Consider the following 22,181-nt stretch of genomic DNA (forward strand, 5'->3'; position numbering starts at 1 on the left):
GGGGCCTTTCAGGAACCGAGCGAGGTCAGGACGTCGCGGCGCAGCGCCGCGCGCGCGGGATCGTCGTGCGCGGCACGGTCCCGTGGACGCGGTACCTCGCGTACGGCGAGGAGCCGGCCGGCGCCGAGGAGGGCGACGCGGTCGCCGAGGTACAGGGCCTCGTCCACGTCGTGGGTGACGAAGACGACGGTCGCGCCGGTGCCGCGCAACACCTCGACCAGCAGGTCCTGCATGCCGGCGCGGGTCTGGGCGTCGAGGGCGCCGAAGGGTTCGTCCATCAGGACGGCGCGCGGGGTTCCGGCGAGGGCGCGGGCGAGTTGGGCGCGCTGGCGCTGTCCGCCGGAGACGCGGTGGGGCAACTGGCTTGCCTGCGCGGTGAGTCCGACCCGGTCGAGCCACGCCGCCGCCTGGGTCCGGCGCTCGGCGCGCGGCGACTTCTTGATGGCGAGCGGCAGTTCGACGTTGGCGCGCAGGCTGCGCCAGGGCAGGAGGGCGTCGTCCTGGAAGATCAGGGCACGGTCGGCGCCGGGGCCGGTCAGCGGGCGGCCGTCCTGGGTGACCTCGCCGGAGAGCGGGGGCAGCAGTCCGGCGAGGGTGCGCAGCAGCGTGGACTTGCCGCAGCCCGAGGGGCCCACGACGGTGAGGATCTCGCCGGGGGAGACGTCGAGGTCGACGGCGTCCAGGACGGGAGCACCGGGGCGGCCGAGGGCGGCGGAGCGCAGTGCCAGGGCCGCGCCGGTACGGGAGTCGGCCCGCGTCTCGCCCCCGGCGCGCGTCCCGGAGGGCGACCGGACCTCAGGCGAGCTGTTCATGGGGTACTCCCTCCTGGGGTGTCGGGCCCTCCTGGGATGCGGGGCCCTCCTGGGGTGCGGCGTTCGCCGGTGCGGCCGGTGCGGTGCCGTGCGCGGGTCGTGGGGCGCGGCCGGCCGGGACGTACGACGTGCGCGGCAGCCAGTGGGTCAGGCGGCGGCCGAGGAGTTCCACGGCCGTGGACGTGAGCCAGCCGAGCAGGCCGATCGTGACCATGCCGACGAAGACACCCGGGTAGTCGACGACCGTGTAGTCCTGCCAGGTGCGGTAACCGACGCCGTACTGGCCGGAGATCATCTCGGCGGAGATCACACAGATCCACGAGACACCGATGCCGACCGACAGACCGCCGAAGATGCCGGGCAGCGCGCCTGGCAGGACCACCGAGAACAGGACCCGCCACCGGCCGCCGCCCATCGTGCGGACCGCCTCCTCCCACACGGGAGTCAGCGCCCGGACGGCGTGCCGGGTGGAGACCAGGACCGGGAAGAAGGCGGCCGTGCAGGTGATGAAGACGATGCCCTGTTCGTTGGAGGGGAAGAGCAGGATCGCGACCGGGACCAGGGCGATGGCGGGGATCGGGCGCAGCACCTCGACGAGCGGGCCGAGCAGGTCCTCGGCGAGACGGGAGCGGGCCACGAGCACGCCGGCCGCCACGCCGAGGACGGCCGCGAGAGCGAAACCCGTGAGGATGCGGGTGAGGCTGTCGGTGAGGTCCGTCCAGTAGTCGTCGCCGGTGACCCGGTCGGCGAAGGCGCGGGCCACGTCGGCGACCGTGGGGAACTGCGAGAAGCGCAGCCACAGATCGACGTTCAGGCTGGTCAGCAGCTGCCAGACGCCGAGGGCGGCGGCCAGCGAGCCGAGCCGGAGGGCGTAGCGGCCCGCCCGCTTCGGATACCGAGCTGCGTACCGGGTCACGACGCCTGCTCCAGGGCCTCGGCGTACGTGACGACCCGGGCGCCGCCGTGTGCGGTGACGTACGTCCGCGCGGTCTCCGGGGTCACGAACGGCAGCAGCTTCGCCCCGTCGCTCACCCATACCGCCCGGTCGGCGAACCAGAGCGTGCCGGTGGTGGCGTCCGGCACATAGGCGGCGCGCAGGGCGGTGCGGTGGGCGGCGATGTAAGTCAGCAGTTCCGTGGGGGACTTGAAGGTGAGGGTCCGCTCGGAGTTCTTGGGCCAGGCCTCGCTCGCCGCGGCGGGCGGGGTCGCGGCGAGCCGGCGGGCGTACGCCGTCGTGCCCAGGGCCCGCTTCACGTAGCTGTCGTCCACGAACGCGTCGACATCCACGTCCCCGACGAGCTTCGCCGACTTCAGGACCGAGACGTCCTGCTTGAGGGCGGAGACCAGTTGGGGCTTGAGGGCCGGGTCGAAGGTGGCGATGCCGTGGGCGCCGTTGTAGAGGTACACGACCTCGGCGGGCAGGCCGGTGGCCTTGGCGACCTTCTCGGCGGCGGTCACCGGGTGCGCGGTGAGGTAGTCGGTCGCCTGGGCCTGGGCTTTGAGGAACGCGTCGAGTACGGCGGGGTGCTGCTTCGCGAAGTTCTCGCGGGCGGTGACGCCGTGGAAGGTGGGGAGGTTCAGTCGGGCACCGTCGTAGAGGGCCTTCGCGCGGCCCTGGTAGGCGAGCAGGCCGGGCCAGGCGACGAACTGGGAGAGCGCGTCCGCGCTGCCCGCCGTGAGGGCCGAAGCGCCCACCGCGGGCTGCTGGTTGAGCTTCTCGATGCCCTTGTCGGGGTCGATGCCGGCGCGTTGCAGGGCGCGGACGAGGGTGCCGTCGGCGGCGGAGCCGACGCTCGTGGAGACCTTCTTGCCCTTGAGGTCCGTGAGGGAGGACAGCTTCGAACTCGGCGCGGTGACAATGGTGTTGAGGCCGCCGCGCAGGTTGTAGCCGGTGACGGAGACCAGCCGGGTGGGCTGGCCGAGCTGCTTGCCGCGGGCCGCGTTGATGAGCAGCGGGAAGTCGCCCATCGAGCCGATGTCGATCTTCCCGGCGGTCATCTGCGCGGTGATGGGGGCGCCGGTCGCGTAGTCCTGCCAGGCGACCTTGTAGGTGTGGCCGTCGTGCAGGGCGTCGAGCCGCTGCTCGAAGTAGCCGAGGGAGCGCAGGAGGGTGCCGGCGGTGACGGTGTTGATGGTCTTCGACTGGTAGCCGATCGTGATCGTCACCGTGCTGCCGCTACCGGCCTGCGCGCTGCCGCCGCAGCCGGACAGGGGCAGCAGCAGGGCGACCGCGGACAGGGCGACTGCCGTGCGTTTCATGGGGGTTCGGGCCTCTCAACGGAGCAGATAGGGCATGTTGACCGTGACGGCTCCGGTGGGACAGCGGGCCGCGCACGGGCCGCAGTACCAGCACTCGTCGACGTGCATGTAGGCCTTGCCGTTGCTCTCGTCGATGGCCAGGGAGTCCAGCGGGCACATGTCGACGCACAGGGTGCAGCCGTCGATGCACTTCGACTCGTCGATGGTCACGGGCACGTCGGCCCGCTGGGGCGCCAAGGGCATGGCTGTCTCCAGGGAGGTACGAGCAGGAGGGCGAGATCAGAGGGAGCGGTGCAGCAGGCCGCTCATGGTGATGCGGTCGCCGCGGAAGCGGATGAACTCCAGGTCCACCGGGCGGCCGTCGGCGAGGTGGGTGAGGCGTTCCAGCATCAACACGGCCGCGCCGCGCGGGGCTTCGAGTACGGCGGCGGAGTGCGCGTCCGCGTTCACGGCCTCCAGGGTGATCTCGGCGTGGCCGAGGCCCTGGCCCGTGACGGACTCCAGGAGGCGGAAGACGTCGGTGTTCTCCAGGTCGGCGTCGAGCAGCGCGGTGCCGATGTCGAGCGGGAGATAGGTGAGGTCGAGGGAGAGGGGGATGCCGTTCAGGCGGCGCAGGCGTTCGACGTAGAGGACGTCGGCGCCGGGCGGGACGCGGAGGCGGGCGGCGACCGTGGCCGGTGCCGGGGCGGGGCCCAGGGTGCGGACCTCGTTGGTGACCTGGCCGTGTTCGTGCAGGGTCTCCGCGAGGCCCATCAGGCGGTCGAGGCCGTGCGGGTACTTCCGCGCCACGACGACCGTGCCGACGCCGGGCAGCCGGTCGACGAGGCCTTCCGCGCGCAGCAGGTCCAGGGCCTGGCGGACCGTGTTGCGGGAGGCGCCGTACTCCGTGGCGAGGGTGCTCTCGTGCGGGAGCGTGCCGTCCGGGAAGCCGTCGGCCAGCAGCTCGTGGCGCAGCAGATCGGCGAGCTGCCGGGCCTGGTCGGCCCGCAGCCGTCGCCGCGCGCGGTGGGCGGCGACGGTGGTCGCGCCCTGTCCGGCGTGGTCTCGGATGCGGTCCGTGGGTGGCATGTTCCGAACCATAGCGAGCAGGTAGGGAATGCGGTGTTGCGGGAGTGTTGCGCCACCGGGACCTCCGGCGACGGGGCGGCTGAGCTGGGCGGATGGTCACGGGCGGGGGAGATCTGCCACGTTCGCCGACCAGCGCCACGCGCCGTCACCTCCGCGCCGTCACCTCCGGGCCCTCACCTCCGAGTCCCCGCTTCCGCGCCGGCCGACCGGCGGGTAGGCAGGCCGGCGCCGTCAGCTCAGTGCCGTCAGTCCCGGTGCGAACACGATCAGCAGCGGCAGCAGGGGGATCAGCGCCGCCACCGTCGTCGTCAGGGCGCGGCGCCGGCGGCCCAGCCTCGGGCGCGGGGTCAGGAGGCGGTCGACGCGTTCGCCGAGGAGGCGGTGGCTGGAGGCGCAGGAGAGGACACCGCGGTGGTTGTTGAGTTCGATCAGGGCCAGTGCCGTGGTCAGGTGGCCGCAGCGACGGGACGCGGTGTCGTCGGCGGCGAGCTCCACCAGGCGGTGGGTCTGGTCGCAGAAGTGGGCGAACAGCGGGACGCGCGGGAAGCCGGAGGCCAGCGCGGTCGACAGGTGCAGCAACCAGTCGTGGTGGGCGCGGGCGTGACCGCGTTCGTGGGTGAGGACCGCGTCGAGCTGGTGTCCGGTGAGGCGGTGCAGGGCACCCGTGGTGACGACCAGTTGGGGCGGATGGCCGGGCATCCACCACGCGTCCGGGTACTCGTCCTCCAGGACGAGCAGCGGACCGCGCGCCGGAGGCAGCCCGGCGGGCAGGTCCGGGGCGCGCTCGCGCAGATGCGCGCGGGCCCGGCCGCGCCGGCGGCGGGCCTCGGCGAGTTCGCGGGCCAGCATCGCGGTCGTCCAGGCCGCGCCGCACGCCAGCGACAGCGTGAGGGCGACGGCCCAGACGGGGACGCCGGAGAGGTCGTAGGCCGCGGTGACGGCGGGCGGGGCCGGGGCGAAGACATGGTCGCGGACGGTGTGGAAGACGGCCGCCGCGCCGAGCACGAGGGCGCCCAGACAGCACAGCAGCACCGTCGCGACCAGGCACTGCCACGCCCACAGGCCGACCACGGGTTCCCGCTCGGGCCACACGGCCCGGGTCAGCGCGCGCGGCACCGGCACGGCGGCCGAGAGGGCGACGACGCTCAGCAGGAGCAGGCAGACAGTCATGCCACGGGCTCCGGATCCTGGTCAACGGCACAGACAGAGGGGCGAACGGGGGCGCGGGTGCGGCTGTACCCGAGGGCGAGCGCACGAGGTGTGGGCCCACCCGCCGTCAGTATGACGGTCCGCGCGGCCGGAGTCAGGTGTACGGCGAGCACCGACCGCACCACCGGTCGCAGCACCGGCCGCACCGCCGACCCGCCGCAAGCCGGCGACCCGAGGCAGTCCCACGCGTCCCCGCCCTCCACCTCACCCTCCTCTTCACCCCCGCCCCCCACCTCAGCCCCGCGCCACGATCCGTCCCGTGACCTCGCCGAGGCCCAGCCGGGTTCCGTCCGTGCCCGGGGCCCATGCCGTCAGGGTCACGACATCGCCGTCCTCCAGGAACGTCCGCTTGCCGTCCGGGAGTTCGAGGGTGTCGCGGCCGTTCCAGGTCAGCTCGAGCAGCGAACCGCGCTCACGTTCCGTCGGCCCGCTGACCGTGCCCGAGCCGTAGAGGTCGCCCGTGCGCAGGGAGGCGCCGTTCACCGTCATCTGGGCGAGTTGCTGCGCGGCGGTCCAGTACATGGTGGAGAACGGCGGCTCGGCGACGACGTGGCCGTTGACCGCGACCGAGATGCGCAGGTCGTAGCCGCCGGGCTCCTCCGCCGAGTCGTCCAGATAGGGGAGGAGGTCGTGCGTGCGCTGCGGTGGGGCCACGCGCGAGTCCTCCAGCGCGTCCAGCGGGGTGATCCACGCCGACACCGACGTCGCGAAGGACTTGCCGAGGAACGGGCCGAGGGGGACGTACTCCCAGGCCTGGATGTCGCGCGCCGACCAGTCGTTGAGGAGGCACAGTCCGAAGACGTGCTCGCGGAAGTCGGCGAGCGCCACCGGCTCGCCCAGCCGCGACGGGGTTCCGACCACGAAGCCGACCTCCGCCTCGATGTCGAGGCGGACGGACGGGCCGAACACGGGCGCGGGGTCGGACGGGGACTTGCGCTGCCCGGAGGGCCGTACGACATCCGTGCCCGAGACCACGACCGTGCCCGCGCGGCCGTGGTAACCGATGGGCAGGTGCTTCCAGTTGGGGGTGAGGGAGTCCGGGGCGTCCGGGCGGAAGATACGGCCGACGTTGCGGGCGTGGTTCTCGGAGGCGTAGAAGTCGACGTAGTCCGCGACCTCGAAGGGGAGGTGCAGGGTCACCTCGCCGAGCGGGTGCAGACAGGGGGCGATCGTCTCCTGGTGGGAGGGCACCGTCACCCACGCGGTCAGCGCGCGCCGGACGTCCGACCAGGCGGTACGGCCCGCGGCGAGCAGCGGGCCGAGGGTGGGGTGCGCGAGCAGGGAGACGTACGGCGAGCCGAGCGCGGCGGCGGCGGCGCCCGCGTCGAGCACCTGGTCGCCGAGCCGGACGCCGACGGTCCGCTCGTCCGAGCCGAGGGGCGAGAAAACGCCGTAGGGAAGGTTGTGCGGGCCGAAGGGATCACCCTCGGGGAGATCGAAGGGGGGCATGGGTGGTGCCTCACTCTCGTACGTACTCGCATGTGGCCGCGCCACACGTTACGGGTGAGTTGCACGGACCGGCAGTGTCTAAAGAGTTCGCAATGTCCGAATAGGTCTTGTCGGAGGCGGCAATTCCGGCTTAGCGTCCTTTGGGGGACATGGACGGGGTGGGTCCGGTCCGTAGGGGGGACACGTGGGGGGACCCGTGGCCGACAGCACCAGCGGTGTGCCTTTCGAGGCCGACCGCTCGGTGCCGGGCCTGATCGTGAAGTTCGGTGCCTATCCGCTGCACCACGGCGGGGTGGGCGCGATCCGCAGTCTGGGGCGCCTCGGCGTGCCGATGTACGCGATCACGGAGGACCGTTACACGCCGGCCGCGGTGTCCCGTTACCTGGAGCGCGCGTTCGTCTGGCCGACGAGCGGAACCGAGGAACCCGGACGACTGGTGGACGGACTGCTGCGCATCGGCCGCCGCATCGGCCGTCCCGCCGTCCTCATCCCCACCGACGAGGAGGCCGCCGTCCTGATCGCCGAGCACCAGGACGCGCTCACCGGCCGTTTCCTCTTACCCCGCGTCGAGCCGAAGCTGCCGCGCCGCCTCGCCAGCAAACAGGGACTGCACGAACTCTGCGCGGAACACGGCATACCGAGCCCCGCCGCCGCCTTCCCGCAGTCCTACGACGACATCGCCGACTTCGCGGAGAAGGCCCGCTTCCCGATCGTGGCGAAGAACAGGGAGGCGTTCGTACGACGCTCCCGGCCCGCGGTGCACGGCACCACGAGGATCGCCACCCGCGAGGGGCTCCTCGCGCTGGCCCGCGACTGGGGCGAGCACCCCGGCGTGATCCTCCAGGAGTACCTGCCGAGGGAGGAGGCCGAGGACTGGATCGTGCACGCCTACTTCGACCGGGACTCCACCCCCCTCGCCATGTTCACCGGCGTCAAGGTGCGCTCCTGGCCGCCGCACGCGGGAATGACGGCGAACGCGTACGTCGTCGACAATCCGGAACTCTCGGACCTCGCCGCCCGTTTCATCAAAGAGATCGGCTTCACCGGGATCGTCGATCTCGACCTGCGCTTCGACCGGCGCGACGGCCAGTACAAACTGCTCGACTTCAACCCCCGCATGGGCGCCCAGTTCCGGCTCTTCGAGAACGAGTGGGGAGTGGACGTCGTCCGCGCCATGCACCTCGACCTGACCGGCCGCCCCGTTCCGGAGGGGGAACAGCGCGCCGGCCACCGGTACATCGTGGAGAACATCGACCTGCCCGCCCTCCTCGCCTACCGCCGCAGCGGCTATACGACGCCGCACGCGCCGGCGCGGGCGAGCGGGACCGAGCTGGCCTGGCTCGCGGGTGACGACCTGCGGCCGTTCTTCACGATGCTCGCCCGCTTCGTGCGGCCGGGCGCGAAACACCTGTATCAGCTGTGGCGCAGCAACCGGCGCGGCAGCAGCACCGGCGGCCAGTGACCGTTGGCCGCGGCTCCACCACGAAGTGACGAATTGACGTCCTGGGGAGGGACTTCGTGATTCAACCGGTAGCAGTCATCGGCGCCGGCCCGTTCGGCCTGTCCACCGCCGCCCATCTCAGGGCGCGCGGCATCCCGGTCCGGGTCTTCGGCGAGCCCATGGTCAGCTGGCGCGAGCACATGCCCGTCGGGATGCTCCTCAAGTCGACCCCCGCCGCCTCCAGCTTCGACGCCCCGCAGCCCGGCCACAAGCTCGTCGACTACTGCGACGCGGCCGGCATACCCCGCCTGGTCACCGACGAGGACATCATCCCCGTCGAGACCTTCATCGGGTACGGCGAGTGGTTCCAGCAGAAGCTGGTGCCCGAGCTGGAGCGGGTCCGGGTCGTGTCGGTGGACCGGAACAAGGGCGGCGGCTTCGAACTCAAGCTGGATTCGGGGGAGTTGTTCACGGCCCGGGCGGTCGTGGTGGCGACGGGGCTGTCCGGCCTGGCCCACCTCCCGCCCGAGCTGGCGGCAGCGGCGGCCGACGGGCCCGCGCCCACCGGTCCCGTCTCGCACAGCTCCCAGCACCATGACCTCAGCGGGTTCAAGGACAGGGAACTGATCGTCGTCGGCGCCGGCCAGTCCGCGCTGGAGACGGCGGTCCTCGCGGCGGAGGCGGGCGCGCGGGTCCGGATCGTCTCGCGCGGACACGGCCGGGTCGCGTTCGGCGCGGCCCCCTGGGACCAGCCCAAGCTGCGCCCCGAGTCGCCCTTCGGCCGGGCCTGGTCCCTGTGGGCGCTCAGCTACTACCCCCAGCCGTACCGCCGCCTCCCCGAGGCGAGCCGCCACTACCTGGTGCGCCGGGTGCTCGGGCCGCTCGGCGCGTGGTGGCTGCGCGCGCGGTTCGAGGGGAAGGTGCAGGTCAGCGAGGTCGACCGGATCGTACGGGCGGACGCGGCGAACGGCAGCCCGGCGCTGACCGTCGCCCCGTACGGCGGCGGCACCGAGCAGCTCACCGCCGACCACGTCATCGCGGCGACGGGCTATCGGGTCGACATCGCGGCGATGGACTTCCTGGGCCACGAACTGCGCACCCGGCTGGCGGTGAGCCGGGGCACGCCGAAGCTCGGCGCCGGGTATGTGTCGTCGGTGCCGGGCCTGTACTTCACCGGACTCCCGGCCGCGTCGTCGTACGGGCCGGTGATGCGGTTCGTGTGCGGCACGGAGTTCGCGTCACCGCGGCTGGCGAAGCATCTGGCGTCGGCACACGGGTAGGTGACGGACCGTCAGGTGTGTGCGGGCGATCCGGAGGGCGAGGCCCACTCGCCGTCCGGATCCACCGCCCACCCCGGTTCGCCCCCGTCCCCGGGCCCCTCCGCCCTCCCGCTGTGGGGCGCGGGCGGGTGCTACGACCGGTACCGGCCCAGTGTCCGCAGCCCCGGCAGCGCCCGGTCCTGGAAGTCGAACAGGGCCAGGTTCTCCCACGCGTTGCCCGACGTCGGGTCGGTCGGGTCCCAGCCGTCGCCCTTGCGGTAGGTCCAGACGCCTTCCCAGTAGCAGTGGCCGAGGCCCTTGCCGTCCGGGACGTTCGCCATCAGGTCGGCCACCGTGCGCAGCCACGCCGCCTGGCCCGCCGGGGTCGCCGGGTAGCCCTCGGTGAGCTGCGAGGGGTCGTACATGATGTCGTTCGTCGCGTCCTCGCTCTCCAGCGTGAACGGGTACGCCGTCTCGGCGATCAGCACCGGCTTGTCGTAACGGGCGGCCAGGTCGGCCAGGTTGGCCGCCGCGGCGGCCGGGGCGCCGTGCCAGAAGGGGTAGTACGACTGGGCGATGATGTCGAAGTCGACCCCGTCGGCCACCACGTTGTCGTACCACCAGCGGGACGTGCCGTTGTCGCCGCCGGAGGCGATGTGCAGCATCGTGCGGATGCGGGGGGTGGTGTCACGCGCCGCCGACAGGCCCGCCTTCAGGAAGGCCGTCAGGTTGCCCCAACCCCCGGCGTCGTCACCCCAGTTCTTGCCGGTGGGCCAGAGCAGGCCGCCGTTGATCTCGTTGCCGATCTGGACGAGGTCGGCCGGTGTGCCCTGGCGGCGCAGCGCGCCCAGCACGTCGGCGGTGTGGTCGTAGACCGCCCGCGTCAGGCCCGCCACGTCCAGGTCCGCCCAGGCCGCCGGCTTGGTCTGGTGCGAGGGGTCGGCCCAGGTGTCGGAGTAGTGGAAGTCGACCCAGATGCCGATGCCCGCGCGCCGCAGCCGCTTGGCCAGCGGCAGGATGTGCCGCTTGTCGTTGTAGCCGTCGGCCGGGTTCACCCAGACCTTGAGCCGGGCGTGGGTGACACCGGCGTCGGCCAGGATGCGGATCGGGTCGTCCCGGCGGCCGTCGGCACGGCGGTACACCGCGCCGAAGGCCTCGTCCTTCGGCAGCGACGAGATGTCCATGCCCCGGATCTCCAGGCGGCGCCGGTCGGCGGCGACGGCGGGCGTCGCACCCAGCACCGGCACCGCGAGCGCGGCCGCACCGGCCGCCGCGAGAACACTGCGTCTGCGCATTACGAAGTTCCCCTTCACTGGCAGAAAGAAAGAAGCGACTGAGCTTCAGAACAAGGAAGTCGATCAATGGGCTGATCAGCGCGGGTCGCGGAAGACCTCCACCCCGCCCGCCGGTACCGCAGCCCTGCTGCCGTCCGGCAGCACCACCTTCACCTCGCTGTCGGTGTGGTTCACCGCGAAGCGGAACGTGCCCGACTCGCCCTCCCGTACGACGAGTTCGACATCGCGCGGCAGATCGACCGGTGTGATCCCCGCGTCCGCGAGGGCGAGGTCCACCACGGCGGCCAGATCGGCCCCCGTCAACCGGGTCGCCAGGTACCACGCCGCCCCCGACCCCACCGCGTGCCGGGTCAGCGCCGCCCCGCCCGCCGTACGGCCGTCCGCGAAGACCGCGATGGTCTCGCAGCCCGCACCCGGGATCACCACCTCCGACCACAGATCCGCCGTGTACGACGAACCGTCCGCGCCCCGGACCGGGACCGTCTCCCCGGGCAGCAGGGGGTCGAACTCCTCGACCGTCAGGCCCAGTACGTCCCGCAGCGCCCCCGGATACGCGCCCGGGTGCAGTGTGTCGTTCTCGTCGACGATCCCCGAGAAGAACGACACCAGCAGCGTCCCGCCCCGCGACACGTACCGCTCCAGGTCCGCCCCCACCCCGGCCGGGGCGGAGTACAACTGCGGTACCACCAGCAGCGGATACCGCGCCGGGTCCAGGTCCCCCAAGCCGGTCGGCGGCAGGAAGTCCACCGTCAAGTGCCGGTCGTAGAGCGCCTCGTAGAAGGAGTCCAGGCGTTCGCGCGCGTCCAGGTCCCGGCTCGGCCGCCACTCCAGGCTCTGCGCCCACCAGGAGTCCCACGACCACACCATCGCCACGTCACCGCGCGTCCGGGTGCCCCGCAGCCCGGCCCGGCCCAACTCCGCGACCCGGCCGCCGAGTTCCGTCACCTCGCGCCAACCCCGGTTGTCCGTACCGGAGTTCGCCAGCATCGCCGTGTGGAACTTCTCCGCGCCGGACTGCGACTGCCGCCACTGGAAGAACATCGCGCCCTCGGAGCCGCGCGCCACGTGCCCGAGTGAGTTGCGGGCCATCTCGCCGGGGCGCTTCGCCGGGTTGTACGGCTGCCAGTTGACCCCGGACGTGGCGTGCTCCAGCAGCAGCCACGGGCCGCCGCCCGCCACCGAGCGGGTCAGGTCCGCCGCGAGCGCCAGGTTCACATGAGTGCGGCGGCCGTCCGTCATCAGGTAGTGGTCGTTGGTGACGAGGTCGACCTCCCGCGCCCAGGCCCAGTAGTCGACGGTCTGGCCCTGGCTCGGCGCGACCATGAAGTTGGTGGTGACGGGCACGCCGGGGGAGAGCCGGTGCAGGATGTCCCGCTCGGCGGTGAAGTTGGCGCGGGCCTGGGCGTCGGCGAAGCGGTGGTAGTCGAGTTGCTGGCCGGGATTGCATACGGACGGGGTCGCGCGCGGCGGGGTGATCTCCTCCCAGTCGCCGTACTGCTGGCCCCAGAACGCCGTTCCCCAGGCGTGGTTGAGGGCGTCGAGGGTGCCGTGGCGCTCGCGCAGCCAGCCCCGGAAGGCCGCCGCGCAGACATCGCAGTAGCAGGCGAGGACGGGGGCGCCGTACTCGTTGTGGACGTGCCACAGCACCACCGCCGGGTGGTCGCCGTAGCGCTCGGCCAGGGCTGTCGTGATCGTGGTCGCCGCCGCCCGGTAGTCGGGGTTCGAGTGGCAGATCGCGCCGCGCGAGCCGAAGGCGAGGCGCACGCCCTCGCGGGTCACCGGCAGCGCGGAGGGGTGCGCGCGGTAGAACCACGCGGGCGGTACGACGGTCGGGGTGCCGAGGTTCACCGCGATGCCCGCGCCGTGCAGCAGACCGAGCACCGTGTCGAGCCACTCCCAGTCGTACACGCCCGGCCGCGGTTCCAGGCGGGCCCAGGAGAAGACGCCGAGGGAGACCGCCGTGACCCCGGCCTCCCGCATCAGCCGTACGTCCTCCTCCCAGACCTCGCGCGGCCACTGCTCGGGGTTGTAGTCACCTCCGAAGGCGAGCGGCAGACGGTCGTGGGGGACGGGGGACGGCATGGGTTCACTCCCGGGGGATCGGCGACTGAGGCGACGTAAAAGCGAGTGATTCTGTGATCGTGCACATGGATGTTCACGGCTCGCACCCATCAGCAACAAGTAGGTAACCCCAGGCGACAGCCATTGACAAGGGTCCGAAACAATTCTCTACTGTGCACGGTCACAGAGCCGTGACCGGCTCGCACTCAGTCAGGGGAGATGAAGATGTCGATCCACCGCCACCAGTTCAGCAGGCGCAGCATCCTTGCCGGGGCAGCGGCTGTCGGCCTCACCGGCACCCTCGCCGCCTGCGGCGGTTCCGACGACGACTCCGGCAAGAGCAGCGGGCCGGTCAAGCTGACCTACTGGTCCTGGGCGCCGAACATGGACAAGGTCGCCGCGATCTGGAACAAGAAGAACCCGGACATCACGGTCACCGTGTCCAAGCAGGCGGCGGGCAAGGACATCGTCTCCAAGCTGATCACCGCGAAGAAGGCGGGCAACGCCCCCGACCTGATCCAGGTCGAGTACCAGTCGCTGCCGACGCTGGTCTCGAACGACGTCCTCGCCGACATCTCGAAGTACGCCAAGTCCGCCAAGTCCCAGTTCGCGGAGGGCCTTTGGGCCATGGTCACGCTCGGCACCGACGCCGTGTACGCGATACCGCAGGACTCCGGGCCGCTGATGTTCTTCTACCGCGAGGACCTCTTCAAGCAGCACAAGCTGACGGTCCCGACGACCTGGGACCAGTTCGCCACCACCGCCCGCGCCGCCAAGAAGGCCGTACCGAACGCCTACTTGACGACGTTCTCCTCCAACGACCCCGGTCTGTTCGCGGGGTTGGCGCAGCAGGCGGGCGCCAAGTGGTGGACCGTGGGCAGCGGCGGCAAGTGGACCGTCGGCATCGACGACGCGGCCACCAAGAAGGTCACCGACTTCTGGGGCGGGCTCGTCCAGGAGGGCGTGATCGACAACCAGCCGATGTACACGCCGGCTTGGAACAACGCGCTGAACAAGGGCACCCACCTCGCCTGGGTCTCCGCCGTGTGGGCGCCCGGGGTGCTGGTCAGCTCCGCCCCCGACACCAAGGGCAAGTGGCGGATGGCGCCGCTGCCGCAGTGGAGCGCGGGCGAGGACGTCACCGGCAGCTGGGGCGGCTCCTCCACCGGTGTCTCCACCGACTCCAAGCACGCCGAGGCCGCGACCAAGTTCGCCAACTGGCTGAACACCGACCCCGAGGCGCTGGCCGCCCTGGTCAAGGAGGCCGGCATCTACCCGGCGGCCACCAAGGGCCAGTCCGGCTCGGTCCTCACCACCCCCGCGTTCTTCCCGAACCAGACCGACTTCTACGACACGGCCGCGAAGATCGCCGCGACCACGGCGGCCTCCGCCTGGGGCCCGAACGTCCAGGTCGCCTACGACACCTTCAGCGACGCCTTCGGCACGGCCACCAAGGCGAAGAAGGCCGCGCAGTTCGACACCGCGCTCGCCACCATGCAGTCGGCGACCTTCACCGACATGAAGAAGCAGGGCTTCAAGGTGACCGAGGCATGACCGCCACTCCGCTCAAGGGCTCCGGCCGCGCGTCGGCCGGGCCCTTGGCGGACGGCACCGCCACCACCGTCCGCCCCCGCAGCCCCCGCCGCCGTGGCCGTAGCGCGCCGTACTGGTTCTTCCTGCCGGCCGTGCTCCTGTTCGCCGCCTTCACCGTCGTCCCCATCGGGTACGCGGTGTGGCTCAGCCTCCACAAGGTCCAGGTCAAGGGCCTCGGCCTCGGCAAGGGCGCCCGCGAGCAGGTGTGGAACGGCATCGGCAACTACACCGCCGTCTTCGAGGACTCCGAGTTCGGGCACAGCGTCCTGCGCGCCTTCGGCTACGGCCTGATCGTCATCCCCACGATGCTCGGCCTGGCCCTGGTCTTCGCGCTGATGCTGGACACCCCGCGGGCGCGCAGCGCCAAGTTCGCCCGCCTCGCGATCTTCCTGCCGTACGCCGTGCCCGGCATCATCGCCGCCCTGATGTGGGGCTTCCTCTACCTGCCGACGGTCAGCCCCTTCTACTACCTGCTGCGCGAGTTCCACCTCCCGCAGCCGGACCTGTTCGACGGCGGCAACCTGTACCTGTCCTTCGCGAACATCGCGGTGTGGGGCGGCACCGGCTTCAACATGATCGTCATCTACACCGCGCTGCGCGCGATCCCGCAGGAGATCTACGAGGCCGCCCGCATCGACGGCGCCTCCGACCTGAAGATCGCCCTGCGGATCAAGATCCCGATCGTGCTGCCCTCCCTCGTGCTCACGTTCTTCTTCTCGGTCATCGCCACCCTCCAGGTCTTCACCGAGCCCATGGCCCTCAAGCCGCTGACCAACGGCCTCTCCAGTTCCTGGAGTCCGCTGATGGCCATCTACGACGCCGCCTTCCTCAGGTCGGACATCTACGGCGCCTCCGCCACCGCCGTGGTGCTGGCCCTGGCGACCTTCGCGCTCTCCTTCACGCTGCTGCGCGTCTCCGACCGCTACACCCGGGAGGACCGGGCATGACCCCCCTCACCCTCAGCGCCACCAACTCCACGGCCAAGCGCACCGCTTGGATACCCACCCTGGTGCTGATCCTCGGCTCGCTGTACTGCCTGATCCCGGTGGCGTGGGTGGTCATCGCGGCCAGCAAGGGCCACGGCGAGCTCTTCTCCACCTTCACCTTCGCCCCCGGCACCGGATTCCTCGACAACTTCAAGGAGTTGAGCTCCTACCGCAACGGCATCTACTGGCAGTGGATGGTCAACTCCCTCGTCTACGCGGGCGGCGGCGCCCTGCTGTCCGCCGCGGTCTCGGCCGCCGGCGGCTACGCGCTGGGCCGATTCGCCTTCCGGGGACGGGAGTTCGTCTTCAAGCTGATGCTGGCCGGCGTCCTGGTCCCGAGCATCGTCCTGACCGTCCCGCAGTACCTCCTGCTGTCGAAGCTGGGCCTGGCCGACTCCTACTGGTCGATGCTCCTCCCGTCGATCCTTTCCCCCTACGGCGTCTACCTCGTCCGTATCTACGCGGCGGCCTCGGTGCCGGGCGAACTCCTCGAAGCGGCCCGCATGGACGGCGCGAGCGAGTGGCGGATCTTCTCGCGGATCGCGGTGCCGATGATGATGCCGGGGCTCATCACGGTGTTCCTGTTCCAGTTCGTCGGCATCTGGAACAACTTCCTGCTGCCGTACGTGATGCTCGCGGACGACAACAAGTTCCCGCTCACGCTGGGCCTCTACACCCTGCTCAACCAGGGTGCCTCCCAGCCCGCGCTCTACACCCTGGTCATCATGGGCTGCTTCCTCGCGATCCTCCCCCTGATCGCGCTGTTCCTGGTGATCCAGCGCTTCTGGTCGCTGGACCTGCTGAGCGGTTCGGTCAAGGCGTGAGCGTGCGGCGAAAACCCCCCACCATCCACGACGTGGCCCGGGAGGCGGGCGTCTCCCGGGGCACCGTCTCCCGCTTCCTGAACGGCGGCCACTACGTCTCACCGGCCGCCCGCACCGCCGTGGAGACGGCGATCAGGAAGACGGGCTACGTCGTCAACCGGCACGCCCGCTCGCTGAGCACCGGACGGTCCGACTCGGTGGCGTTCCTCCTCACCGAGCCGCAGGAGAAGTTCTTCGAGGACCCCAACTTCAATGTCCTGCTGCGGGGTTGCACCGAACACCTGGCCCGCCACGACATCCCGCTGCTCCTGATGCTGGCCTCCTCGCGCGACGAACGCCGCCGCCTGACCCGGTACATCACCTCGGGCCACGTCGACGGCGTCCTGCTCGTCTCCAACCACAGCGGCGACCCGGTCGCGGCCGAACTCCGGGACGCCGGCATCCCGTTGGTGGCCTGCGGCAAACCGCTCGGCCCCGCCTCCAAGTACAGCTACGTCGCCGCCGCCGACCGCGACGGCGCCCAGGAGATGGTCCGCCACCTCATCTCCCGGGGCAGACGCCGTATCGCCATGGTCACCGGCCCGCTCGACGCCCCCGGCGGCCCCGACCGCCTGGCCGGCTACCGCGACGTCCTCACGGAGGCGGGTCTGCCCCACGACCCGGCCCTCGTGGTCGAGGGCGACTACCGCCGCACCGGCGGCGAGGAGGCGGCCCGCCGACTCCTGGCCCAGGCCCCCGACATCGACGCGGTGTTCGTGGCCTCGGACCTGATGGCCCTCGGAGTGGTCAACACCCTTCAGCAAGCCGGGCGTTCGGTCCCCGATGACATCGCTGTCGGAGGCTTCGACGACTCGGCGGCGGCCACCGCGATCACCCCCGCCCTCACCACCATGCGCCAGCCCTACGACCGCATCAGCGCCGAAATGGTCCGCATGCTGCTCGCCCAGACCGCCGGCGAGGACACGGCCGGCGTGATCCTGCCCACCGAACTGGTGATCCGGGAGTCGGCATGAGGGCCTTGACTGTCAAGCCAAGCGGAACACCGGTCAACGCATGTGAAGGCAGCAGCCGTCCGGTTCGTGTCGAGTCGGTGGGGCGTTCCATCCGTATTCTCTGATCATGGCCGCACCCCTCGCATATGCACTGATCGCCACCGACCTGGACGGAACGCTGCTGCGCGGCGACGACACACTCTCCGACCGGTCCCGCATCGCACTCGCGAGGGCGGCGGCGGCCGGCGCCCGGCACCTGGTCGTCACCGGCAGGCCCGCGCCGAGAGTGCGCCCGCTCCTCGAAGACCTCGGCAGCAGAGGGCTCGCGGTCTGCGGGCAGGGCGCGCAGCTGTACGACGCCGGCGCGGACCGGCTGCTCTGGTCGGTCACCCTGGACCGGGAGCTGGCGGAGACCGCGCTCGGCAAGATCGAGGCGGAAGTGGGGCAGGTGTACGCGGCGGTCGACCAGGACGGGGTCGACGGCCTCACCCTCATCGAGCCCGGCTACCTGATGCCGCACCCCACGCTCCCCGCCGTACGGGTGAGCAAGCGCGACGACCTGTGGTGCGAGCCGATCAGCAAGGTGTTGCTCCGTCACCCGGCCCTGGAGGACGACGAGTTGGCGGCCACGGCGCGCTCGGTGGTCGGTTCGCTGGCCTCGGTGACCATGTCGGGCCCCGGGACCGTCGAACTCCAGCCACTGGGCATCACCAAGGCGACAGGCCTGGCGCTGGCCGCCCGCCACCTGGGCCTCGCCCCGTCCGACACCATCGCCTTCGGCGACATGCCGAACGACATCCCCATGTTCGACTGGGCGGCCCACGGAGTGGCGATGGCCAACGCCCACCCCGAACTCAAGGCGGTGGCCGACGAGGTGACCCTGTCGAACGAGGACGACGGCATCGCGGTCGTCCTCGAAGGACTGCTGCTCGCGGCGGGCTTCTAGGGGCCGTCCTCTGTTGACGATCGGTGGAGGCGGTTCCCGGTACCGCGCGCGGGTGTCGACCAAGTGGCTGTCCGCGTCAACTGGTCCTCCACAGCGCGGAGTTACGTTCTTCCTCCACGCATCGCACAACAGATTGGCCCCTGAAGAGATGACCAGCTTCCTGAGGCGCAGGCTGTCGCGCTGCGTCGTACTGGCGACGATCCTGCTGGCACTGTGCGCCGGACTCGTCCCGGGAACCACCGGCGTCGCCAGCGCGGATCCGACCGCCGCGAAGGTCGACTACATCACGTGGGACATCACCGACCTGACCGCGCAGACCCCGGGTGGCCGGACCAGTGCCGCGCAGTCCTACACGGCCGTCATCGACCAGCTGCGAGGCTACGCCGGCCATACGTACGCGAATGCCGTGGGCGAGACGACCGCCACGGGCAACGAGATCATCGGGATCAACCTGAACCGCAACAACCTGCTTGTGGGGCGGGTCTTCCTCTGGGCGCGCAGCCTCTATGTGATCGGGTTCTGGGAGCCGCACGGCTACCGGTTCTTCGACGATCCGGCCAACAACGCCGCCGCCGACATCATGGGCATCGCGCAACCCCTGCGCCTGCCCTGGACCGGCAACTACGCCACGATCCCCGGGGGCACGCAACGCGCGACCCTCACCTACGGCGGCGGCCAGCTCAACAACGCCGTCAACGCGGTGGCGGACATGGTCAACGCCCTCAACGGGACCAACGAACAGCGCACGGCCCTCGCCCGCCACATGGTCCGCCTGATCCAGGCGCTGTCGGAGGCCGCCCGGTTCGGCACCGTCCGCAATCTCGTGACCGACAACCTGCGCAACGGGGTCGGCAACGCGATGGGCGCGGACAACGTCGTTCTGGAGAACAACTGGGGCCACATCTCCGACTTCATCCACGGCCTGGTGAACGCCGGAACGGCGCCGCCCATCACCCTGAACGGCGTCGAGTACTTCACGCTGGCGGGCATCATGAGGGAAATCGTGTACGTGATGATCAGGAACCAGAACCGCGCGGGCGGCTCCTGACCGTCACGGCGAACGCGCGGACCTCTAGTAGGCGCCGTACACGTTGTCGATCGACCCGTACACCGCCGCCGCGTAGTTGCACGCGGCGGTGATGTTCGCGACCGGGTCGTAGGGGTCGAACGAGGTTCCGGCCACGTGGTACGCGTTGAACGTCGGGTCGATGACCTGGAGCAGGCCCTTCGACGGGGTGCCGGCCGCCGCGTTGGAGTCCCAGTTGTTGATCGCGTACGGGTTGCCGGACGACTCACGGATCACGTTGCGGTAGATCCCGTTGTACGTGCCCGGGATCCCCTTCTGCGCCATGATCGCGAGCGACTCGCGGATCCACCCGTCGAGGGTGTTGGGGTACCCGGCGAGCGTGGTCGACGAGGTCGTGGCGGCCGAGGCGGTGGTCGCCCCGACGACCGGGAGGGCGAGGATCGCGGCACCGGTACCGGCGACGACCAGGCGGCGGACGAGGCGGGCGCGGCGGGACTGAGCGGTTGCAGGCATGACGAGGTTCCTCTCCGGCGCCTGCGAGGTGAGCTGTCGGGTTCGGGCTGGGAGGTGCCCGGCCGCGCCCTTGCGGACGTGACTTGACCCCTAGCCGTTCCGGTCGTGCCGACCGGTCCGGCGACTTACCTGGGTCCCCCGCTCCTGCCGTGCGAGAAGTTCGTGACTGGGATGCCGGGCGGCGGCAGGATTCGGCGTTCCGCTCGACAGGCCGGGAACGTATGCGAGAGCACATGTCCGGAACAAGTGGCGGAATCACACCTGACCCCTATTGACCTTGATCTGAGGCGTATGGGGCACTTGATCCTTTGCGCGAGCCAAGGGTCAACTGTCAATCGCCGCAAGGGGAAACGCGAACGAATCGGGGCACAGGTCGCACACAGAAATGCGTGACCCAACTCACGGGAGGATTAAGCGCGGCAAATCGGGCATTCATCCTCAACTGGCAGTTCTCGGAATCCTTTTCTCCCAAGTGCGGTGAAAGATCACTTCACCGTTCTCGGTGCAGATCACCTCGTTCGAGGTAATAAAGTCCGTTTCGTCGCAGGCGATCTCGGACCGCGTGCGCACGGTCGTGTCCCAGGCCTGCTCCGGCCGGTGCAGCCGGATCGACCAGTCGGACCGCGTCCGCGCCGACAGCGGGTCCGCCTCGTCGATCGTGTACGTCTCCCGCCCGTCCTCTGTGAACTCCAGGCCGTCCGGATACCTGCGCGTGCCGCCGTACCGGGGGTCCACCTCCAGCCGCCACTCGCCCTTCGCCACATCCCGTACGACGAGCCGCTCGGGCCGCGGCTCGTCCAGCGTGACGGGGTGGTGCACCCCGAGCGGCGCCGCCTCCTCCGGCTCCTCGAAGCGGATGTCGTCGGTCAACTCCCGCTCCCGCACCGGGAGTTCCAGCGCACTGCCCTCCGGGTCCAGGGTGAACCCCGCCGCCGACCCCGGCTGCGGCCACACCCACGGCCAGTACGCCGACGACACCGCGAGCCGGATCCGATGGCCCGGCGGAAACGCGTGCCCGATCCCGTTCAGCTCGAACGTCACGTCCTCCGTGGCACCGGGGGTCCACCGCACCGCCCGGTCCCGGCCGTGCCGCGCGGACAGGTTCAGCACCCCCCGGGTGACCAGCGTCGAGGCACCGTCCGGGGCGACATCGCACAGCCGCGCGATCACCTGCCCGCGCTCCACCCCGCAGGTCAGCCGCAGCCGCACCCTCGGCCGCCCCAGCACCCACGTCTCGGCCGGCACCTCGAACTCGAAGCACGCCGACCGCGCGTCCTCGTCCCGCTGGTCGGGAGGCAGGTCCGCATCGTTCCCGAAGGGGAAGAAACGGCCCGCGTCCAGCCCGGTGTGCATGGGGGAGCGGACCGGCACGGGCGCGCCCCGGAGGCCGTACGTCGTCGTCTTCACGCGCGGCGAGGGCCACGCGGGTTCGCCGACCCAGCGGCCCGGCAGCGTGTCGTAGACCGTGGCCGGGGGATGCGAGTCGCTGACGTAGGCCCGCAGCGCGGGTTCCGCCATGACGCCCGTGTCGATGCCCTTGAGGTGGTGGTCCCACCAGCGCAGGGTCTCCTGGAGGAAGCCGATCGCGGGGCCCGGCGGCAGGCCCCGGTCCGGGTACTGGTGGGACCACGGGCCGATCAGGCCGCGCACCCGGTCCGGCGGGAGGTGTTCGACGAGCCGCAGGACCGTGTCGCGGTACGGGTCGTGCCAGCCGCCCACCGCCAGGACGGCCGCCCGGATCGCGCCGTAGTCCTCGCGGACGCTGCCGTGCTTCCAGTAGTCGTCGCGGAGCTGGTGGGACAGCCAGGTGTGGATGAACGGGTCGATCCGCTCCAGGCGCTCGATCCACATGTCGCGCCAGACCAGGCCCGCGTACTCGGGGTCCGGCGGCCGGGCGGCGAAGGCGAGCATGGTGGCGGCCCAGGCGTGCAGATCGACGGCGAGGGCCGAACCGCCCGTGTAGTGCACGTCGTTGTCGTAGCGGTCGTCGGTGGAGCAGACGGTGACGATCGCCTTGAGCGGTTCGGGTGCGAGGGCGGCGATCTGGAGGGAGTTGAAGCCGCCCCAGGAGATGCCGAACATGCCGACCTCGCCAGTGCACCAGGGTTGCGCGGCAAGCCAGTTGACGACGTCGACGCCGTCGGCGAGTTCCTGCGCGTCGTACTCGTCGCCGGGCGTGCCCTCGCTGTTGCCGTGGCCCCGGACGTCGACGCGGACGGAGGCGTAGCCGTGGCCCGCGTACCAGGGGTGGCGCTGGGCGTCGCGGGGCGCGGTCCAGTCGGTCAGGCGGTACGGGAGGTATTCGAGGAGCGCCGGTACGGGTTCGTCCGTCAACGGGCGCCACACACGCGCGTACAGGCGTGTCCCGTCGCGCATCGGGATGCGGACGTCCTCGTGGGCCGTCTCGTGGGGGAAGGACGTACGGATGCGCATGAGGGGACCCCTGG

General features: G+C 71.1%; 19 protein-coding genes and 1 riboswitch. Of the genes, 8 read left to right on the forward strand and 11 right to left on the reverse strand.

Annotated features, from left to right (window positions below):
- Window positions 1-8: 8 nt before the first annotated feature.
- From ACIQPR_RS35300 to fahA, 7 genes are all read right to left on the reverse strand, one after another.
- A complete protein-coding gene (locus tag ACIQPR_RS35300) occupies window positions 9-812 on the reverse strand; it encodes an ABC transporter ATP-binding protein (protein ID WP_403656857.1) in 804 nt (267 codons plus the stop codon).
- Complete coding sequence (locus ACIQPR_RS35305; protein WP_403656860.1) at window positions 796-1,728, reverse strand: ABC transporter permease; 933 nt, start codon at window positions 1,726-1,728, stop codon at window positions 796-798. Before ACIQPR_RS35305 ends, ACIQPR_RS35300 begins: the two co-directional genes overlap by 17 nt.
- The gene (locus ACIQPR_RS35310) at window positions 1,725-3,071 is read right to left on the reverse strand and encodes an ABC transporter substrate-binding protein (protein ID WP_403656863.1); all 1,347 of its coding nucleotides are present in this window, start codon (window positions 3,069-3,071) and stop codon (window positions 1,725-1,727) included. The genes ACIQPR_RS35305 and ACIQPR_RS35310 overlap by 4 nt, the downstream gene beginning before the upstream one ends.
- Window positions 3,072-3,086: 15 nt before the next feature.
- The gene (locus ACIQPR_RS35315; RefSeq protein WP_010986276.1) at window positions 3,087-3,314 is read right to left on the reverse strand and encodes a ferredoxin family protein; all 228 of its coding nucleotides are present in this window, start codon (window positions 3,312-3,314) and stop codon (window positions 3,087-3,089) included.
- A 36-nt stretch (window positions 3,315-3,350) separates the two neighbouring features.
- Window positions 3,351-4,139, reverse strand: coding sequence for a GntR family transcriptional regulator (locus tag ACIQPR_RS35320; RefSeq protein ID WP_403656866.1), 789 nt, complete (start codon window positions 4,137-4,139; stop codon window positions 3,351-3,353).
- 231 nt (window positions 4,140-4,370) lie between these two features.
- Entirely contained in the window at window positions 4,371-5,309 is a 939-nt protein-coding gene (locus ACIQPR_RS35325) for a M56 family metallopeptidase (protein WP_403656869.1), read from the reverse strand.
- Between the two features lie 273 nt (window positions 5,310-5,582).
- Entirely contained in the window at window positions 5,583-6,797 is a 1,215-nt protein-coding gene (gene fahA, locus ACIQPR_RS35330; protein WP_403656872.1) for a fumarylacetoacetase, read from the reverse strand.
- A 196-nt stretch (window positions 6,798-6,993) separates the two neighbouring features.
- On the opposite strand from fahA, the gene ACIQPR_RS35335 reads away from it, so the two are divergent.
- The gene (locus ACIQPR_RS35335; RefSeq protein WP_403656875.1) at window positions 6,994-8,259 is read left to right on the forward strand and encodes an ATP-grasp domain-containing protein; all 1,266 of its coding nucleotides are present in this window, start codon (window positions 6,994-6,996) and stop codon (window positions 8,257-8,259) included.
- A gap of 56 nt (window positions 8,260-8,315) precedes the next feature.
- A complete protein-coding gene (locus tag ACIQPR_RS35340) occupies window positions 8,316-9,518 on the forward strand; it encodes an FAD-dependent oxidoreductase (RefSeq protein ID WP_403656878.1) in 1,203 nt (400 codons plus the stop codon).
- A gap of 131 nt (window positions 9,519-9,649) precedes the next feature.
- Here ACIQPR_RS35340 and ACIQPR_RS35345 read toward each other — a convergent pair whose 3' ends face one another.
- Together ACIQPR_RS35345 and ACIQPR_RS35350 are read right to left on the reverse strand one after the other, a co-directional pair.
- Window positions 9,650-10,792 carry an arabinogalactan endo-beta-1,4-galactanase gene (locus ACIQPR_RS35345; RefSeq protein ID WP_403656881.1) on the reverse strand — a complete coding sequence of 381 codons (1,143 nt, stop codon included), beginning with the start codon at window positions 10,790-10,792 and terminating at the stop codon, window positions 9,650-9,652.
- Window positions 10,793-10,867: 75 nt separating this feature from the next.
- Entirely contained in the window at window positions 10,868-12,874 is a 2,007-nt protein-coding gene (locus tag ACIQPR_RS35350; RefSeq protein WP_403656884.1) for a beta-galactosidase, read from the reverse strand.
- 198 nt (window positions 12,875-13,072) lie between these two features.
- Between ACIQPR_RS35350 and ACIQPR_RS35355 the strand changes: the two genes are divergently transcribed.
- From ACIQPR_RS35355 to ACIQPR_RS35380, 6 genes are all read left to right on the forward strand, one after another.
- A complete protein-coding gene (locus tag ACIQPR_RS35355) occupies window positions 13,073-14,407 on the forward strand; it encodes an ABC transporter substrate-binding protein (protein WP_403656887.1) in 1,335 nt (444 codons plus the stop codon).
- Window positions 14,404-15,393, forward strand: a complete 990-nt coding sequence (locus tag ACIQPR_RS35360) for a carbohydrate ABC transporter permease (RefSeq protein WP_403656890.1) — start codon at window positions 14,404-14,406, stop codon at window positions 15,391-15,393. The genes ACIQPR_RS35355 and ACIQPR_RS35360 overlap by 4 nt, the downstream gene beginning before the upstream one ends.
- A complete protein-coding gene (locus ACIQPR_RS35365; RefSeq protein ID WP_403656893.1) occupies window positions 15,390-16,256 on the forward strand; it encodes a carbohydrate ABC transporter permease in 867 nt (288 codons plus the stop codon). The genes ACIQPR_RS35360 and ACIQPR_RS35365 overlap by 4 nt, the downstream gene beginning before the upstream one ends.
- Window positions 16,253-17,269: a LacI family DNA-binding transcriptional regulator gene (locus ACIQPR_RS35370; RefSeq protein WP_403656896.1), complete on the forward strand. Its 1,017-nt coding sequence runs from the start codon at window positions 16,253-16,255 to the stop codon at window positions 17,267-17,269. The genes ACIQPR_RS35365 and ACIQPR_RS35370 overlap by 4 nt, the downstream gene beginning before the upstream one ends.
- A gap of 106 nt (window positions 17,270-17,375) precedes the next feature.
- Window positions 17,376-18,194: an HAD family hydrolase gene (locus ACIQPR_RS35375; protein ID WP_403656899.1), complete on the forward strand. Its 819-nt coding sequence runs from the start codon at window positions 17,376-17,378 to the stop codon at window positions 18,192-18,194.
- 148 nt (window positions 18,195-18,342) lie between these two features.
- Complete coding sequence (locus ACIQPR_RS35380; RefSeq protein ID WP_403656902.1) at window positions 18,343-19,242, forward strand: ribosome-inactivating family protein; 900 nt, start codon at window positions 18,343-18,345, stop codon at window positions 19,240-19,242.
- 24 nt (window positions 19,243-19,266) lie between these two features.
- On the opposite strand, the gene ACIQPR_RS35385 is transcribed toward ACIQPR_RS35380, so the two are convergent.
- Window positions 19,267-19,734, reverse strand: a complete 468-nt coding sequence (locus ACIQPR_RS35385) for a transglycosylase SLT domain-containing protein (RefSeq protein ID WP_403656904.1) — start codon at window positions 19,732-19,734, stop codon at window positions 19,267-19,269.
- Window positions 19,735-19,737: 3 nt separating this feature from the next.
- Window positions 19,738-19,941, reverse strand: a riboswitch (cyclic di-AMP (ydaO/yuaA leader).
- A 231-nt stretch (window positions 19,942-20,172) separates the two neighbouring features.
- Window positions 20,173-22,167, reverse strand: a complete 1,995-nt coding sequence (locus ACIQPR_RS35390; protein ID WP_403656907.1) for a CocE/NonD family hydrolase — start codon at window positions 22,165-22,167, stop codon at window positions 20,173-20,175.
- Window positions 22,168-22,181 lie beyond the last annotated feature (14 nt).

This window comes from Streptomyces sp. NPDC091280 (genome assembly GCF_044768565.1).
Taxonomy (GTDB): domain Bacteria; phylum Actinomycetota; class Actinomycetes; order Streptomycetales; family Streptomycetaceae; genus Streptomyces.

Coding starts and splice junctions, on each gene's coding strand:
- ACIQPR_RS35360 (WP_403656890.1), top strand. CDS start 14,404: ATGACCGCCACTCCGCTCAAGGGCTCCGGCCGCGCGTCGGCCGGGCCC.
- ACIQPR_RS35350 (WP_403656884.1), bottom strand. CDS start 12,874: ATGCCGTCCCCCGTCCCCCACGACCGTCTGCCGCTCGCCTTCGGAGGT.
- ACIQPR_RS35320 (WP_403656866.1), bottom strand. CDS start 4,139: ATGCCACCCACGGACCGCATCCGAGACCACGCCGGACAGGGCGCGACC.
- ACIQPR_RS35345 (WP_403656881.1), bottom strand. CDS start 10,792: ATGCGCAGACGCAGTGTTCTCGCGGCGGCCGGTGCGGCCGCGCTCGCG.
- ACIQPR_RS35300 (WP_403656857.1), bottom strand. CDS start 812: ATGAACAGCTCGCCTGAGGTCCGGTCGCCCTCCGGGACGCGCGCCGGG.
- ACIQPR_RS35355 (WP_403656887.1), top strand. CDS start 13,073: ATGAAGATGTCGATCCACCGCCACCAGTTCAGCAGGCGCAGCATCCTT.
- ACIQPR_RS35375 (WP_403656899.1), top strand. CDS start 17,376: ATGGCCGCACCCCTCGCATATGCACTGATCGCCACCGACCTGGACGGA.
- ACIQPR_RS35385 (WP_403656904.1), bottom strand. CDS start 19,734: ATGCCTGCAACCGCTCAGTCCCGCCGCGCCCGCCTCGTCCGCCGCCTG.
- ACIQPR_RS35315 (WP_010986276.1), bottom strand. CDS start 3,314: ATGCCCTTGGCGCCCCAGCGGGCCGACGTGCCCGTGACCATCGACGAG.
- ACIQPR_RS35310 (WP_403656863.1), bottom strand. CDS start 3,071: ATGAAACGCACGGCAGTCGCCCTGTCCGCGGTCGCCCTGCTGCTGCCC.
- ACIQPR_RS35390 (WP_403656907.1), bottom strand. CDS start 22,167: ATGCGCATCCGTACGTCCTTCCCCCACGAGACGGCCCACGAGGACGTC.
- ACIQPR_RS35325 (WP_403656869.1), bottom strand. CDS start 5,309: ATGACTGTCTGCCTGCTCCTGCTGAGCGTCGTCGCCCTCTCGGCCGCC.
- fahA (WP_403656872.1), bottom strand. CDS start 6,797: ATGCCCCCCTTCGATCTCCCCGAGGGTGATCCCTTCGGCCCGCACAAC.
- ACIQPR_RS35365 (WP_403656893.1), top strand. CDS start 15,390: ATGACCCCCCTCACCCTCAGCGCCACCAACTCCACGGCCAAGCGCACC.
- ACIQPR_RS35380 (WP_403656902.1), top strand. CDS start 18,343: ATGACCAGCTTCCTGAGGCGCAGGCTGTCGCGCTGCGTCGTACTGGCG.